General features: G+C 60.3%; 13 protein-coding genes. All 13 read right to left on the reverse strand.

The features are described 5' to 3' along the window. A partial coding sequence (locus ABSG20_RS14975) for a class II fumarate hydratase (RefSeq protein WP_423865281.1) occupies positions 1 to 1,050 on the reverse strand: 1,050 nt, incomplete at its 3' end. A gap of 28 nt (positions 1,051 to 1,078) precedes the next feature. Next, on the reverse strand, positions 1,079 to 2,647 hold the full coding sequence (gene mqo, locus ABSG20_RS14980; RefSeq protein ID WP_423865282.1) for a malate dehydrogenase (quinone): 1,569 nt from the start codon (positions 2,645 to 2,647) through the stop codon (positions 1,079 to 1,081). A gap of 82 nt (positions 2,648 to 2,729) precedes the next feature. Then, the gene (locus ABSG20_RS14985) at positions 2,730 to 3,119 is read right to left on the reverse strand and encodes an AraC family ligand binding domain-containing protein (RefSeq protein WP_423865283.1); all 390 of its coding nucleotides are present in this window, start codon (positions 3,117 to 3,119) and stop codon (positions 2,730 to 2,732) included. 44 nt (positions 3,120 to 3,163) lie between these two features. Next, positions 3,164 to 3,544, reverse strand: a complete 381-nt coding sequence (locus ABSG20_RS14990) for a tautomerase family protein (protein ID WP_423865284.1) — start codon at positions 3,542 to 3,544, stop codon at positions 3,164 to 3,166. Positions 3,545 to 3,830: 286 nt separating this feature from the next. Further along, positions 3,831 to 4,814 carry a cytochrome d ubiquinol oxidase subunit II gene (gene cydB / locus ABSG20_RS14995; protein WP_423865285.1) on the reverse strand — a complete coding sequence of 328 codons (984 nt, stop codon included), beginning with the start codon at positions 4,812 to 4,814 and terminating at the stop codon, positions 3,831 to 3,833. Between the two features lie 3 nt (positions 4,815 to 4,817). Further along, positions 4,818 to 6,233, reverse strand: coding sequence for a cytochrome ubiquinol oxidase subunit I (locus tag ABSG20_RS15000; protein WP_423865286.1), 1,416 nt, complete (start codon positions 6,231 to 6,233; stop codon positions 4,818 to 4,820). Between the two features lie 14 nt (positions 6,234 to 6,247). Further along, on the reverse strand, positions 6,248 to 7,984 hold the full coding sequence (gene poxB, locus ABSG20_RS15005) for a ubiquinone-dependent pyruvate dehydrogenase (protein ID WP_423865287.1): 1,737 nt from the start codon (positions 7,982 to 7,984) through the stop codon (positions 6,248 to 6,250). 92 nt (positions 7,985 to 8,076) lie between these two features. Then, a complete protein-coding gene (locus ABSG20_RS15010) occupies positions 8,077 to 9,399 on the reverse strand; it encodes an acetyl-CoA hydrolase/transferase family protein (RefSeq protein WP_423865288.1) in 1,323 nt (440 codons plus the stop codon). A gap of 26 nt (positions 9,400 to 9,425) precedes the next feature. Next, positions 9,426 to 9,953, reverse strand: coding sequence for a (R)-specific enoyl-CoA hydratase RipB/Ich (gene ripB / locus ABSG20_RS15015; protein WP_423865289.1), 528 nt, complete (start codon positions 9,951 to 9,953; stop codon positions 9,426 to 9,428). A gap of 47 nt (positions 9,954 to 10,000) precedes the next feature. After that, positions 10,001 to 10,843: an itaconate degradation C-C-lyase RipC gene (gene ripC, locus ABSG20_RS15020; RefSeq protein ID WP_423865290.1), complete on the reverse strand. Its 843-nt coding sequence runs from the start codon at positions 10,841 to 10,843 to the stop codon at positions 10,001 to 10,003. Continuing rightward, positions 10,840 to 12,258 carry an MmgE/PrpD family protein gene (locus ABSG20_RS15025; RefSeq protein WP_423865291.1) on the reverse strand — a complete coding sequence of 473 codons (1,419 nt, stop codon included), beginning with the start codon at positions 12,256 to 12,258 and terminating at the stop codon, positions 10,840 to 10,842. The genes ripC and ABSG20_RS15025 overlap by 4 nt, the downstream gene beginning before the upstream one ends. 39 nt (positions 12,259 to 12,297) lie before the next feature. Then, the gene (locus ABSG20_RS15030; protein WP_423865292.1) at positions 12,298 to 13,263 is read right to left on the reverse strand and encodes an AEC family transporter; all 966 of its coding nucleotides are present in this window, start codon (positions 13,261 to 13,263) and stop codon (positions 12,298 to 12,300) included. A gap of 125 nt (positions 13,264 to 13,388) precedes the next feature. Then, positions 13,389 to 13,796 carry a nuclear transport factor 2 family protein gene (locus ABSG20_RS15035; RefSeq protein ID WP_423865293.1) on the reverse strand — a complete coding sequence of 136 codons (408 nt, stop codon included), beginning with the start codon at positions 13,794 to 13,796 and terminating at the stop codon, positions 13,389 to 13,391. Positions 13,797 to 14,172 lie beyond the last annotated feature (376 nt).

Consider the following 14,172-nt stretch of genomic DNA (forward strand, 5'->3'; position numbering starts at 1 on the left):
ACCGAAGCCTACCGCGACGTCATTGGCCATAACCTGCACGGCAATCATTGTCAGCGCTTCACACTGGGTCGGATTGACCTTGCCCGGCATAATCGAGGAGCCCGGCTCATTCTCCGGGATTTCCAATTCCGCAAATCCGGCGCGCGGTCCGCATGACATGAGGCGAATATCATTTGCGATCTTGTAGAGCGACACCGCCAACGTGCGCAGCGTTCCGGACAGCTGAACCAGCGCGTCGTGGGAGCCCTGCACAGTGAATTTGTTCGGCGCGGTGATAAACGGCAGCCCGGTGAGCTCGGCAATCTCGGCAGCCGCCGCCTCGGCAAAGCCCGGTGCCGAGTTGATGCCGGTTCCGACCGCCGTGCCACCGAGTGCCAGGCGATACACGCCTTGCAGGGCTGCTTCAATCCGGTCTAGATCGTCCGATAACATTCCGGCGTACCCGGACCATTCCTGGCCCAAGGTTAGCGGCGTTGCGTCCTGCATGTGGGTTCGCCCGATCTTGACGATGTCACTCCATGCCTGCGATTTCGTGGCAATCGCGTCGCGTAGCGCGGTGACCGCGGGAACAAGGCGCTGTTTGGTGTTGACGGCCGCGGCGATATACATGGCCGACGGAAACGAGTCGTTCGAGGACTGCGCCATGTTGACGTGATCGTTGGGATGAACCGGGGCGTGGCTGCCGAGAGGGGTCCCCGCGAGCTGGCAGCAACGGTTCGAGATCACCTCGTTGACGTTCATATTGAACTGAGTGCCGCTGCCCGTCATCCAGACATGCAACGGAAACACGTCGCGGTGCTGGCCGGCGAGGATTTCGTCGCAACTCTGAACGATCAGTTTATATCGCCGATCGTCAAGCCGCTTGCCGGTGTGGTTCGCGGTGGCGGCGGCCTTCTTCAGGATGGCGTAGGAGGTGATCATCTCGCGGGGGATCAGATCCGTGCCGATACTGAAGTGCTCGAGCGAGCGCTGGGTCTGTGCTCCCCATAGCTTGTTCGCCGGCACCTCGACCACTCCGAGGCTATCGGTCTCTTTTCTCATCTCGACCATGGATCTCTCCCGGGATTGTTGCGTAAAGCTACCGATGGGCAGGATCTTTCTCGCGAGCCGGCGGACGCTGCGGATCCGGAGCTGCTGAGATGTCGTTGATCTTGAGCACTAGCGCGGTTTCGGCGCGGGCGCGCCGGCAAGCGTCCGCGTCGGTCTTGAGATCAATCCCGTATGTCGGGATGATCGCCTTTAGCCGAGGTAACCAGGCGCCTTCGGTCAGCTCGTTTCCAAAGCATTTCTTGAGCACGTCGATCGAGATGGACGCAGCCGTAGAGGCTCCCGGCGAAGCACCCAGCAACGCCACGATCGACTTGTCTTTCGCCGCCACCAGCTCGGTGCCGAACTCAAGATCCCCTACCTCGTGATGGGGCCAACCCTTGCTCTGGTGCGGCGTTATGGTTTGCACACGTACCCCGGCGACGGCCTCTTTCCAATCGGTCTTCACGGCGCGCGGGAAGAACTGCTTCAAGGTCGCAAACTGATGGCTCGAGCTCTGCAGGACCTGGCCAATGAGATATTCCGACAACTCGATATTGTCGCGTGCCACGTCGAGCAGCGGGATGATGTTGTCGAAGCTCAGTGACGTGAACAGGTCGGTAATTGCACCTCGCTTGAGGAAGCGCGTGGAAAATCCTGCGTAAGGGCCGAACAGCAGCGAGTGTTTGCCGCCGATGATGCGTGTGTCGAGGTGCGGCACCGACATTGGAGGCGAGCCCGAGGCGGCCTTGCCATAGACCTTGGCATGATGGCGTTGACTGACGGCGTCGACATCGCAGCGCAGCCAAATGCCACTGACGGGGAATCCGCCATAACCTTTGCCCTCGGGGATTCTCGACTTCTGCAGCAGCGGCAGGGAGCCACCGCCTGCTCCGATAAAGACGAATTTGGCCGACACGGTTACGAGGCCCCCATCATTGGTGTCCTTGACCGATACGCGCCAGCGCCCGTTGTCTTCGCGGTCCAGACCAACAACCTCGCGATTATAGTGAAGGTGAAAGCCGGGCTGATCGGACAGGTGTTTGACGAGCAGATGAGTAAGGGCGCCATAGTCGACGTCGGTGCCGGTGATGATGCGGGTTGCCGCGAACGGCTCTTGGTCACCCCGCCCGTCCATGATCAGAGGCGCCCATTCCGCAATCCTGGTGCGGTCCTCGCTGTACTCCATGCCGTAATAGCAGTGGTGAGCGGACATTTCTTTGAAGCGCTCGCGCAGGAACGCGACATTACCAGCGCTCCAGACAAAGCTCATGTGCGGGCACGGGTGTATGAAAGCGCGCGGGTCGGAGATTGCGCCCTTTTTGACTAGGTACGACCAGAGCTGGCGCGACAGGTCGAACTCGGTATTGACCTCGAGCGCCTTGGAGATATCAACGCTACCGTCTTTGCGCTGAGGTGTGTAATTCAGCTCGCAATTGGCGGCGTGGCCGGTTCCAGCATTATTCCAGCCCTCCGAGCTCTCCCGTGCGCAGTCGTCAAGCGTCTCGAACATGGCGACCGTCAGCGACGGTTCGAGCTCCTTCAGGAAGGTCCCGAGCGTCGCGCTCATGATACCGGCGCCGATCAGAACGACGTCAGGATTGTCCGGGGTGGTGGGCATGTGATTTCTCCTCTGATGAGGTTGAACGCGTTGGATGCAGTGAGGTGATTGACGGTGATGAGATGAACCGCATCGTCCAAGATCAGTGATCCGCTTTGCGGAAGGGAACCGCGACGTTGGGTGCCAGAATTACGTAGGCACGACGCCAGGGCTGGTCGTCGACGAGCCGCCAGCTATGCCCGGTGCCGGTTGTATCCTCGGCCAGCAAGATGTCGCCGGGACGGATCGTAAAGATCTCGCCCTTGAACGTCTTGAACTCAAGCGTACCGGATAGGGTGATGACGAACTGGCGGGCCGGCGCGTCATGCGGGGCAAAGGTGCCGCCCGACATGGTCTCGCGGAACGAAATGCTCGACGACACGATCTTGTCGCCGAGAATATCGCCGCGCTCACCCTTTGGAAGATCGATCGTCCCTTCCTCGAATAGCGAGTTACCATCCCTTGCCGTCCAGATCCGCACACATCGTATCATCACATCTCTCCTTTGAAGAATGGCGGGGCGCAAAGTTGTCTACGTCAGGCGAGCTGCGCCTCACCGCTGCCGAACGACCAGTTTTCGCGTTTTACTTCGACGAGATTGATTACAAGGTCCTCCGGACGCAGCCCAATGCGCTCGTGCAGGCGGTCCGCCAGGGTTTTGTAGAAGGCCCTCTTCACTTCGGCATCACGACCTTCGTTCAGCGTCACCTGAACCACGATCGCATCAGCGGAGCGTTCGATGCCGAGGTAGATCCGGTCGATCAGAAGGTCGCCGGGCGCGTGCCCGGTGAAGATGTGGAATCGCTCTCCCAGCGGGACCTTGAGAGCCGCATGCATGGCTTGCTGGATCGCTTCGCCCACCGCCGTTCGATACTCGGCAGGTTTGCCAGCAGGAAGTTCAACGCGAACGAGGGGCATCGGTTCGTCTCCTATCGGGCTATTGCGCCTTCTGGCGAGGCTGTGGCGGCGATAGACATTGAGGATTGTAATCGGGCTAGTCCCGCCGCCTCTGCTCGGCCAAAGCGACACGCAATCTGATCGAACATAGATGCGAGCTCGTCGAACATGGCCGCGTCGCGCGGAATATCCGTTACAGCTGAGGCAAGCCGGTAATGTTGTGCCCGCTTGCGAAAGTCAGCCGATGTTACTCGTGCGGGCGGGCTCCTTTTGACTTGTTCAGCGCTCATGGTGTGCCTCCCTCGTTTCACTGTTTTGCCGACGTCACGACTTTGCCTCTGAACACGGTCAGGCTGATCGCGGTGTAAAGCAGCATGAGCGGGAACACGAAGAGACCCGCTCCCCAGAACATGAAGGCAAGGCTCGAGTTGGGGGCGGCCGCCTGTTCGACCGTGATCGAAAACGGAATCATGTAGGGCCAAAACGAGATCGCCAGCGTGCCGAAGGCCGCCGCGAAAATGACGGCAACCATCAGGAACGGCAGTGCATCCTGTCTGCGCTGAATGCTGGCGGCGAGCATGATTGCGGCTAACATGCCGGCCGCGGGGAAGACGAACAAAAAGGGCCGGTCGAGCCACCGCGTCATGACCCTGAAGTTATCGGCCATGGCATAGACGAGCACGACGATCAGGAAGACGAGCAGCGCCGCCGATAGATAAGGGATGATACGATAGGCGTCGTCGCGTACCTCGTCCTCGCATTTCCGCACCAGCCAACAGGTGCCGAGCAGCGCATAGCCCACACATAGGCCGATGCCGCAAAGCACCGCAAAGGGACTGAACCATCCGAATTCGCCGCCGACATATCGGCCGTCAGAGATCGGCAGACCCTGCACGAGTGCGCCCACCATCAAGCCCTGGGTGAACGCCGCGACAAGCGAACCTCCCGCAAAGCTTGCACTCCAGATCCAGCGTAGCCGCTCGGCCCTGTAGCGAAACTCGAACGCGACGCCGCGCAGGATCAGCCCCGCCAGCATCAAGAGGACCGGAAGATAGAACGCCGACATCAAAATCGAATAGACGACCGGAAAGGCACCCCAGAGGATCACGCCCGAGACGACGAGCCAGGTCTCGTTGCCGTCCCAGACCGGCGCCACTGCACTCATCATGGCGTGCCGTCGCGCCTCGTCGGAGGCCACGCCAAAAAGCATGCCAACGCCCAGGTCGGACCCGTCCAGCAACACGTAGATGAGAATGCTGACGGCCAGGAGCGTTACCCAGAACATGACCATGGCTTATTCTCCCGCCGGAACGCGAAGGGCGGCCGCAGTGACCGGCTCGTGGACGATCGACAAGGGGCGGTTGGGGACGGCGGTCGCGGGCGGCAGCACGAGGTGCCCGACCGGTCCCGCGCGCAGTAGCCGGTAGATGTAGAAAACGCCGAACGCGAAGATGAAGGTGTAGATCGCGCAAAAGACGACGAGAGAAATCGTCGCCGCCCGCGTCGTCAGGAACGGCGTCATCGCGTCCGCAGTTCTCAGCATGCCATAGACCACCCAGGGCTGGCGTCCCACCTCGGCCGTGAACCAGCCGGCCAACGTTGCGATAAAGGGCAGCGGGAAGCTGAAGAACGTTGCCCAAAGCACCAGCCGATTGCGCTCGAGACGTCCGTCTCGGCTCAGATACGTTCCGGCCCAGGCCAAGGCCAACATGAGCAGGCCACAGCCGACCATGATCCTGAAGCTGAAGAACGGAACGAGTACCGGCGGCCAGTCGCTTTCGGGAATGCTGTCGAGCCCAACTTCGGCGGCGTGGAGACTGTCGGAGTCGATCAAGCTGCCCAAGGGGGCGGGTAAGGTGATCGCGAAGCGATTGCGCCGATTTGCCACGTCCGGCCACGCGAGCAGTACCTCGGATGCCGGCTCTTCGTCGTGCCATCGCGCCTCGATGGCAGCCATCTTCGAGGGTTGGTAACGGACAACGTATTCACCATTGAGGTGTCCGAAGAAGAGCTGAATTGGCACGAGCACGGCGGCCAGATACAGGCCCATGCGGAGCATGATCCTCGCCTGGGCGGCAAACATGCCACGCAGCAGATACCACGCGCCGGTCGCAGCAACGCAGAATGCGCCGGTCAAGTAAGCGGCAAGCAGCATGTGCGGAAAGCGCGACCAGACCACCGAGTTGAAGATGATCTTGGTCCAATCATTCGCCACGAACATGCCGTTCTCGACGACATAGCCGACCGGAACCTGCATCCAGCTGTTGTTGATCATGATCCAGAACGCCGACAGCGTGGTGCCGAGGGCGACCATCGCGGTCGAAAACAGATAGAACCAGGGGGCAACCCTCTGACGGCCGAACAGAAGCACGCCGAAGAAAGTCGCCTCCAACGCAAAAGCGGTGAAGGTCTCGTATATGAGCAGCGGCCCCTGGATCGGACCCGACATGCGGGACAGTTCGCTCCAATTGGTGCCGAACTCGAATGCCATGACAATCCCGGAGACAACGCCGAATCCGAAAGTCACACCGAAGATTTTGAGCCAGTACTCGAACAAGAGGCGGTAGGTCAGGCGCCCCGTCGCGAGATGAAGGGATTCCAGCACGGTGAGCCAAGCTACCAGCCCAATCGTAAACGACGGGAAGATGATGTGAAACGATACAGTGAACGCGAATTGCAGCCGCGAGAGTAGAAGCGCCGTGACATCCATGGTGCGTCGCGCCTTTACCGCCAGAGATTGGTTTTTGCGAGATCGATGATCTCGTCGGTCCGACCGCTCATGATCGCCTTCACCATGTATAGCGAGAAGCCCTTCGCCATCTCGACGGTGACCGAGGGTGGCATCGCAAGCTCCGTCCGGTTGACGACCGCATCGACGAGAACGGGACCGTCATGCGCGAAGGCAGCGGCGATTCCGTCCTCGACCTCGGCGGGGTCTTCGATCCGAATGCCGCGAATACCGACGGCTTCGGCCATTGCCGCGAAATTCGGGTTCTTGAGTTCGGTCCCAAAATCGAGGAAGCCCGTGGACTTTTGCTCAAGCTCGATGAAGCCGAGTGCGCCGTTGTTGAACACCACGACCTTGGCCGGAAGGCGATGCTGCACGAGCGTCAGCAGGTCGCCCATCAGCATGGTGAAGCCCCCGTCGCCTGAGAGCGAGATCACCTGACGGCCGGGAAACGCGCTTTGTGCGCCGATCGCCTGTGGCATCGCATTGGCCATTGAGCCGTGCCAGAATGACCCGACCAGCCGCCGCTTGCCGTTCATCGCGAGGTAACGGGCTGCCCAGACCGTCGGCAGGCCGACATCGCAGGTGAAGACCGCATCCTCGGCCGCCAGGTCGCTGATCGCCTTGGCGATCTGCTGAGGGTGAATCGGCGTCTTGCCGCTGGCCGGACGAGCAAGCTCATCGAGACCTTTGCGCGCTTTGCGATAGTGTTCGCGCGCCTGGTCGAGATGACTACCGTCTCGTTTCTCCTTGAGGCGTGGCAGAAGCGCGTCGATGGTCGCGCGTACGTCGCCGATCACCGCGAGATCGACCGATGCGCGGCGCCCGATGGCCTCCGCCCTCATATCGACTTGGGCGATCCGGACGCCCGAACCGCGCGGATAGAACTGCCGATAGGGGAAGTCCGTCCCGAGCATAAGCAGGACGTCGCAATCGATCATCGCGTAATAACCCGACGAAAAGCCGATCAGTCCGGTCATGCCGACGTCGTAAGGATTCTCCCACTCGACATATTCCTTGCCCTTCAGCGCGTGAACGATAGGCGCCTTGAGACGCTCTGCGAGAGCCACGATCTGATCATGCGCTCCTTGGCAGCCCGAGCCGCACAGCATCGTCACGCGGCTGTCCCCGTTGAGTAGCGTAGCCAATTGATCCAAAGCCTCATTTGCCGCCGGCACGGCAGGCCGGGCCGGCAGGAGATTCGCAGCTCTCGGATCCGCTGCCGCAGCGGCTGGCCGTAACGCGACATCGCCGGGGATGACGACCACGGAAACGCCGCGATTGGTGACAGCTTGGCGGATCGCGAGCTCCAGCGTGCGCTGCATCTGATTGGCACCCGACACAAACGCGCAATAGTGACTGCATTCCTTGAACAGCTGCTCGGGATTCGTCTCCTGGAAATATCCGGAGCCGATCTCGCTCGATGGGATTTGGGCGGCAATCGCAAGGACCGGCACGCGGGAGCGATGACAGTCAAACAGGCCGTTGATGAGATGCAGGTTTCCCGGCCCGCAACTGCCGGCACAGACCGCAAGCTCTCCGGTCAGATGCGCCTCGGCGCCGGCGGCGAAGGCGGCGACCTCTTCGTGCCTGACATGCACCCATTCGATCTTGCCCTGGCGACGAATTGAATCCGTCAGGCCGTTGAGGCTATCCCCGACGATGCCATAAATCCGTTTGACTCCGGCTGCGATGAGGATTTGCGCGAATTGATCAGCCACCGTGTTTGCCATGATCGCTCTCTTCTCAGTTGACGTGGAAGGTCGTGAGACCCTCGATGACCGCGCGGGTCCTGCGCACTCGATTAGGCGATGCGCTTTTATCCTCAGACCAGATGAAGATGTTTGGCTGCTTGAGTCAGCTCGTCGCGGAACTCGGGATGCGCGAGCTCGATCAGTCTGAGCGCGCGTTCGGTCGAGGACAGGCCCTTGAGATTCACGGCTCCGAACTCGGTAACGATGTAATGAGTGTCGATGCGTGGCGTGGTAACTGGCCCATCCAACCGAGGCACGATGCGTGAAAATTTGCCCTTCGCTGCGGTCGAGCGCGCGGCGATGATCGATCTGCCGCCCTTGGATGCATAGGCGCCGCGCACGAAATCGAGTTGGCCACCCGAGGCGCTGTACTGGTGGCCCAGCATGTGCTCGGAGTTGCAGGCGCCGGTCAAATCGATCTGAATCGTGGCGTTGATCGAGATGACATTATCATTCCGCGCGATGATCTGCGGGTCGTTGACATAGTCGACCGGTGCGCTCACGACTGCCGGATTGTCGCTCAAGAAGTCGTACATCGCCTTCTGACCCATGGCGAAAGTGAAGACGGTCTTGCCGCGATCAATCGCCTTGCGCCGGTTGTTGACGACCCCGGCGCGCACGAGATCAACGAGGCCAGGATTTAATGCTTCGGTGTGAATACCGAGATCGTTGCGGGCTTTCAGTTCCGCGCAGACGAGGTTTGGCAAGGCGCCAACACCCATCTGCAAGCAGGCGCCATCGGGCACCAGGCGCGCGATCGTCCGGCCGATCACTTCATCCTCGGCCGCAGGTCCGAGTACAGGGAGCTCGAGCAGCGGTACGTGGTGCTCGACAATGGCGTCCACCTCGGACACATGGAGCTCCGCCCCAGCACCATTCACGCGCGGCATGTTCTTGTTGACCTCGACGATGAGCCGCTTGGCCGCGCGGGCGACCTTGGTGGAATAATCGTTGCCGGTGCCGAAGCTGAAATAGCCGTGGCGGTCCATCGGCGAGACGGTGCAAACGAAGGTGTCGATGCCGATCTCTTCGATCAGCAGGCGAGGCGCCTGATGAAAGTTGTTGGGCACATAGTTGATAACCTTACGCCCACCGTCGTCCATCCCGCGCTTGATAAGTGCGCGTTCGGTAGCGCTGACAAACATGCAATAGGGAATGAGCCGGTCATTGAGTTCATAACGCAGTACTGTCTTGCCGGCGATACTGGTCGCTTCGTAATAATAGAGCCGGACATTCTCTACTTTGCCGGCCTCGGCGCGCTCCGCCAGGGCCTTTAGAAGCGCCGGCGGCTCGGCCATCGCCATACCCATCGAGAGCCTTGAACCTGAGGGAATGGATGCCACCGCCTGATCGGGCGTGGTCAATTTCGATTGGTATCGCGCGTCGATATCCATCGTCGTGTCTCCCGTTATTCAAGCGCTCAGTAATTGGCGGCTTCTTCCGGCGAATGGCCGCGGCGATGAACGAGCATGGTGCGTTCGAAACTCATCACCTCGGCGCCGTCCTGATTGATACCCCGCGTCCGGACTGTGACGATCCCCTGGGTTGGTCGACTCTCGGACTCGCGCTTATGCAGCACGGTGCTCTCGGCATAGAGCGTGTCGCCGGCGAACACCGGATGGCTCGCCTTCACCTTGTCCCAGCCGAGGTTGGCGACGACCTTGGCGCTGACCGTGCGCACGCTCATGCCGGTGAGCAACGCAAGCGTGAAGGTTGAGTCGACCAGCATCTTCTTCCACTCGGTTTTGGCGGCGTACGCCGCATCAAAATGGACCTGCTGGATGTTGAGAGTCAGCAGGGTGAAGTAAGTGTTGTCTACGTCTAGGACGGTGCGACCAGGGCGATGCTCGAACACGTCGCCTGGCTCGAAGTCCTCAAAATAGAGGCCGGAGGTTTCGCGGTAGCGGCGAGAGCCGATGGTCTTATAGGCGGGAAGGATGGTTTCCATGACATTGTCTCCTTCATCACAGTGGGATTGAATAAGCGGTCGTCGGCTTAGGCCTCGAGCCCAGCCGAAAAGAGCGTGCGGCGTGCTTTGCGGGCGACAGCCTCGTCGATCATCTGGCCGTCTACCGTGCCGACTCCCTTGGTGTTCTCGGCGAGAATCGCGCGGGCTCTTTTCACCGCTTCGGCACTCGGCGTAAGCGCCGCATTGATTGCGCCGATTTGTGCAGGGTGAATGGCGGCCTTGGCGCTGAAGCCGAACGTTACCGCGCCGTTGACCTCCCGTTTGAGGCCGGGCTCGTCATGCAGGTCGAAGTACGGCGAATCGACTGACACCGCGCCTGCCAAGGCACAGGCGGCGATGAGGCGGCAGCGCACAAAGGCGAGAGGTTCCCAAGCGACGGTCGCGCCCAGGTCGGCCGCCATATCCGCCGCACCCAGCATCAGACCCGCGAGCCGCGGCGTTGCCGTCGCGATCGCTTCGACCGCGGCGAGGCCACGGGCGCTCTCGATCAAACCGATGAGACGGGTCGCTTTGCCGGCCGCAGTCAGGAGGCGATCGAGAATTTCAATATGGCCGGCCGTCTCCGTTTTGGGCAGCACCAGAAAGTCTGGAGCCGCCGTGGATCCGAGCAACGCGTCCAGATCAGAAATACCCGCGCGCGTGTCGAGCCCGTTGATTCGCAGCGCGTGTAGCGCACCATCGGAAGGGTTTTTCGTCAGGTAATCGAGAGCAGTGGTCCTTGCGCGCGCCTTATCCCCGGGTGCCACCGCATCCTCAAGATCCAGGATTGCAACGTCGGCGCCGGCCTGGGAAGCCTTCGCAAAACGTTCCGGGCGGGTTGCCGGCGTGAACAGCCAGCTTCGAGTGCGGATCGGTGCCTGGCTGGTCATGCGGTTTCCTTTCTGGATAAGCTGCGGCCCGCATCACTTGCCTCTCTGCCGGGTGCCTTTGCGTGGCTAAGCAGTTTCACCAAGTCGCGTGCCTGGATGCTTTCGAGCGAAAGCACGGCGTCTTTGATCTCCCGACTCAACCCCGCGTCGACGCGACCGACTACGAGTCCATCGAATTTTTCGACCGATTCCTCCCATGTGAACGGACGGGAAGCGAGACCCGGATAGTCTTGGACCTCGTGCTCAATCACGGTCCCATCTTGCAGCCGGATAGTGATCTTGGCGGGCATCTTGCGCGGATATAGCGCCGTGAACTCGTGGTTCGGACGGGTCGAAACCCTCTTCAACAACGCTTGCACGTCGGGCTTGGCGATGCGGTCCGGCTTGAATTGTGCGGGCGTCACATCGCCATCGATGAGGGCGACCGCAAGCAGGTACGGCAAGCTGTGATCCGCCTGTTCCTTGGTACGAATGACTTTGTCCACGCCGTAAAGTCCGCCACCGGCGAAGTCGAAGGCGAGTTGGAACACCTCCGCCTCGATCGAGACAATCTTGTTGGGATCGATTTTTTTCTGCCTGGCCAGCTCGACCATGCAATGGACCGCGGACTGCGTGTGGATCATGGAGTTGTACTTCTTGATGGTGCTCTCCGTGACGCCCTCATATCCCTGTTTGTCCCAGTCGATGTCGATCTTCATCCCAAGAAGGTGGTCGATTCCGAGCGGGCCCTCGATCACTTGCAGGGGTCCCTCCACGCCACGACGGGCAAGGAACAAAGTGTTCATGGCGCCGAGCGCCGACTGCGCCGAGGCGAGACCCTTCCATTGCGACAGCGGTTTTGCCCGAACGACGGCGAATGACGCATCGCTGACCGCGGCCATTGCCATCGCGTGGCCGATCTGCTGCTCGCTCAAGCCGAGCAGTCGCCCAGCGGCAGCGTTGTGCGAGAAGGCCAGTTGCGCTGTGTGGTCTAAGCCGCGCGTCATGAAGTTGGCATGATCAACGAAGCGCGACTGGACCGTGTAGCCCAGGGCCACCCCGAGCATCAGTTCCCTGCCGCTGCCACCGACGTAGTCGGCAATAGTCAGCGCGACGCCGAAATTGTCCGCCGTATGGCAGGTTTCGCTCTGGGCCAGGAAGTTGTCCATGATATCGACGTAGCGCACGAGTGCGGTGTGCCAGAACGCGGCGTAGATCGGGTTCGCCCCTCCACCGCCGATCAGCGTGCACGGGCCGGTGCCGCCAAACTCTGCAACCTGTTCGCGGCAGGCCTGAACGGGGCCGGCCCCAAGGGCGGCGATGCAGCAGCCCAGCGAATCCAGGATGTGAACCGGCAGTTGCTTGCGCGACTCCGCCGAGAGGTCGTCGAATTTGGCGCGAGCGGCGTACCTGGCGAGAGCTTCGACTTGGGTCATGACGAGAATCTCCTTTTTTTGGTGGACAGGTTGGCGCCTTTAAGAAGTCAGAGCGATGAAAATCCCCATCGTAACGATCGAGCCGATGACGCTGAGGAATACGGCGGAAGCTGCCTCCTCCTGCGCGACGCGATATTGCAGCGCGAACATGATCACTATCGGCATGGTTGGAATCGCCGTCGCCAGCACCGCCTCGCTGACAGTGGGTTCGCCGTAGCCGACCCATCGCAATCCACCCAAGACCAGGGCGGGCTGCAGGATGTTCTTCAGGAATACGAGCAACAAGACGTGCAAGCTGGCTTTGATTTTGCCGGATGCGAGCACGATGCCGCTGGCGAACAGAGCGACGCCCCCGGAGGCGTTTCCCAGCAGGGAAAGCGAGTGGACGATGAGCTGAGGAATGTGGAGCCCACTCAGTACGACCACGAAAGCGAGAATCGGCGCCCAAACCATCGGCTGTTTGACCGTTTCCGCAAGTTTGGCTGCGGGCGACGCCAATTGCTCTTTGCCCTGCGCGGCCAAGCTCGTTGCCTGTGGGTCTCTCCCAGCCGTATCCAGTGTGAGAAGAAGAATCGTGATTGGCACGACGGTGAGGTTGATGACGAGACTGGCTATCGCTATCGGAATGGCGCTGAGCCCACCGAACAGATCACCGAGGACGGCTGGACCTACGAAGGGTACTGCCGGCGCGGAAGCCGTCAGCGCGTACAGGGCGCTGACGCTCGTTGGCAAGCCAAAAATAATACGGTGGAAAAGAAACACCACGCCGTAGAGGCCAATGATGGCGAGGCACAGAGCGATGACCAGCGGGATGTCTTGGCTGAGTGCCGTGCGCGACGTCGTAACGGTTCCGGCAAAAAGCGTCAGCGGGACGGCATAAAGCAACACCATCCGATTCAGGATCGAGGCATCTTTCGGGCCAAGATCGTGACGCCATGCCGCTATGAAGCCGAGCAAGAAGGTGACGACCATCGGAAGGAGTGCGCCTAATATGGTGTTCAGCATTGGCGTCGTCCTCGATCACCGAGCGTTTCAAATGAGGCGAAACGCCCAGACGCTTCGGGTACTCTCGACCTCCGGCGCCGTTTTCACGGAGCCACGGAAAGCGAGTTCTTGTGCAAGCGCATGGACTAGGCGGCGGCCGGATTCTCTTTGAAAAGTTCGGCGACCAGAGCCGAGTCGAGATAAGCTCGAACGCGTACGATCTTGTCGGCCTCGAAAAAGAGGATCCAACAGTAACGATTGTCGAATCTCATGCCGTTCCTTGCCATCGCCAAGGAATGAAGTTCGACCACAGCCTGGTCGCCTTTGACGATAAGATATTCCAGTTGGAGCTGAGTTCCCTGTGGAAGCACTTGACCCAGTTTAGTAAAGGTACCGGCGATAAAGTCTGCCTTGCTGCGATAGCGACCGGCGAGCGGATGAGTGCCCATCACGGTCCAATCGACGTCGTCGGCCACGTGTGTGAAAAAGGCGGCTCCGTCGCCCTCCTCCAGACCTTTAAATACTTCACGAACGTAGTCAGGTGTAACAGCCATCTGGATTCTCCTTGACGTTCTGTGTACTGGTCGACCGTTTGACACTGCGGTGATCCGAGCTTTGGCTCGGCCGCGATCCGCTGCCTACCGAAAGAATTTACGCAGAAGCCGTGGGAAACGCTTGTTAGCTGTTGTAAGATGCCGTTTGTTATCGTCAGCAGCGGCAACTCGCAGAGCTTGTCGGGCTGAGGTTGGTAGCCAATAACGACAGTCTCCATTGTGACTGTTGCGGAACCGATCCTTGGCTTATTTCCAAACCCGGTGGTCAGGCGGCTACGAAAGATCACGCCATGATGGAGCCTGCGACGGAGGCCAGAAACGCAATATCGTTTGGCCCATTCAGCCTGTTTGTGGCCGAGAGGTTTCTTAAGAAGGC

It is taken from the genome of Bradyrhizobium sp., from assembly GCF_049512235.1.
Classification (GTDB): domain Bacteria; phylum Pseudomonadota; class Alphaproteobacteria; order Rhizobiales; family Xanthobacteraceae; genus Bradyrhizobium.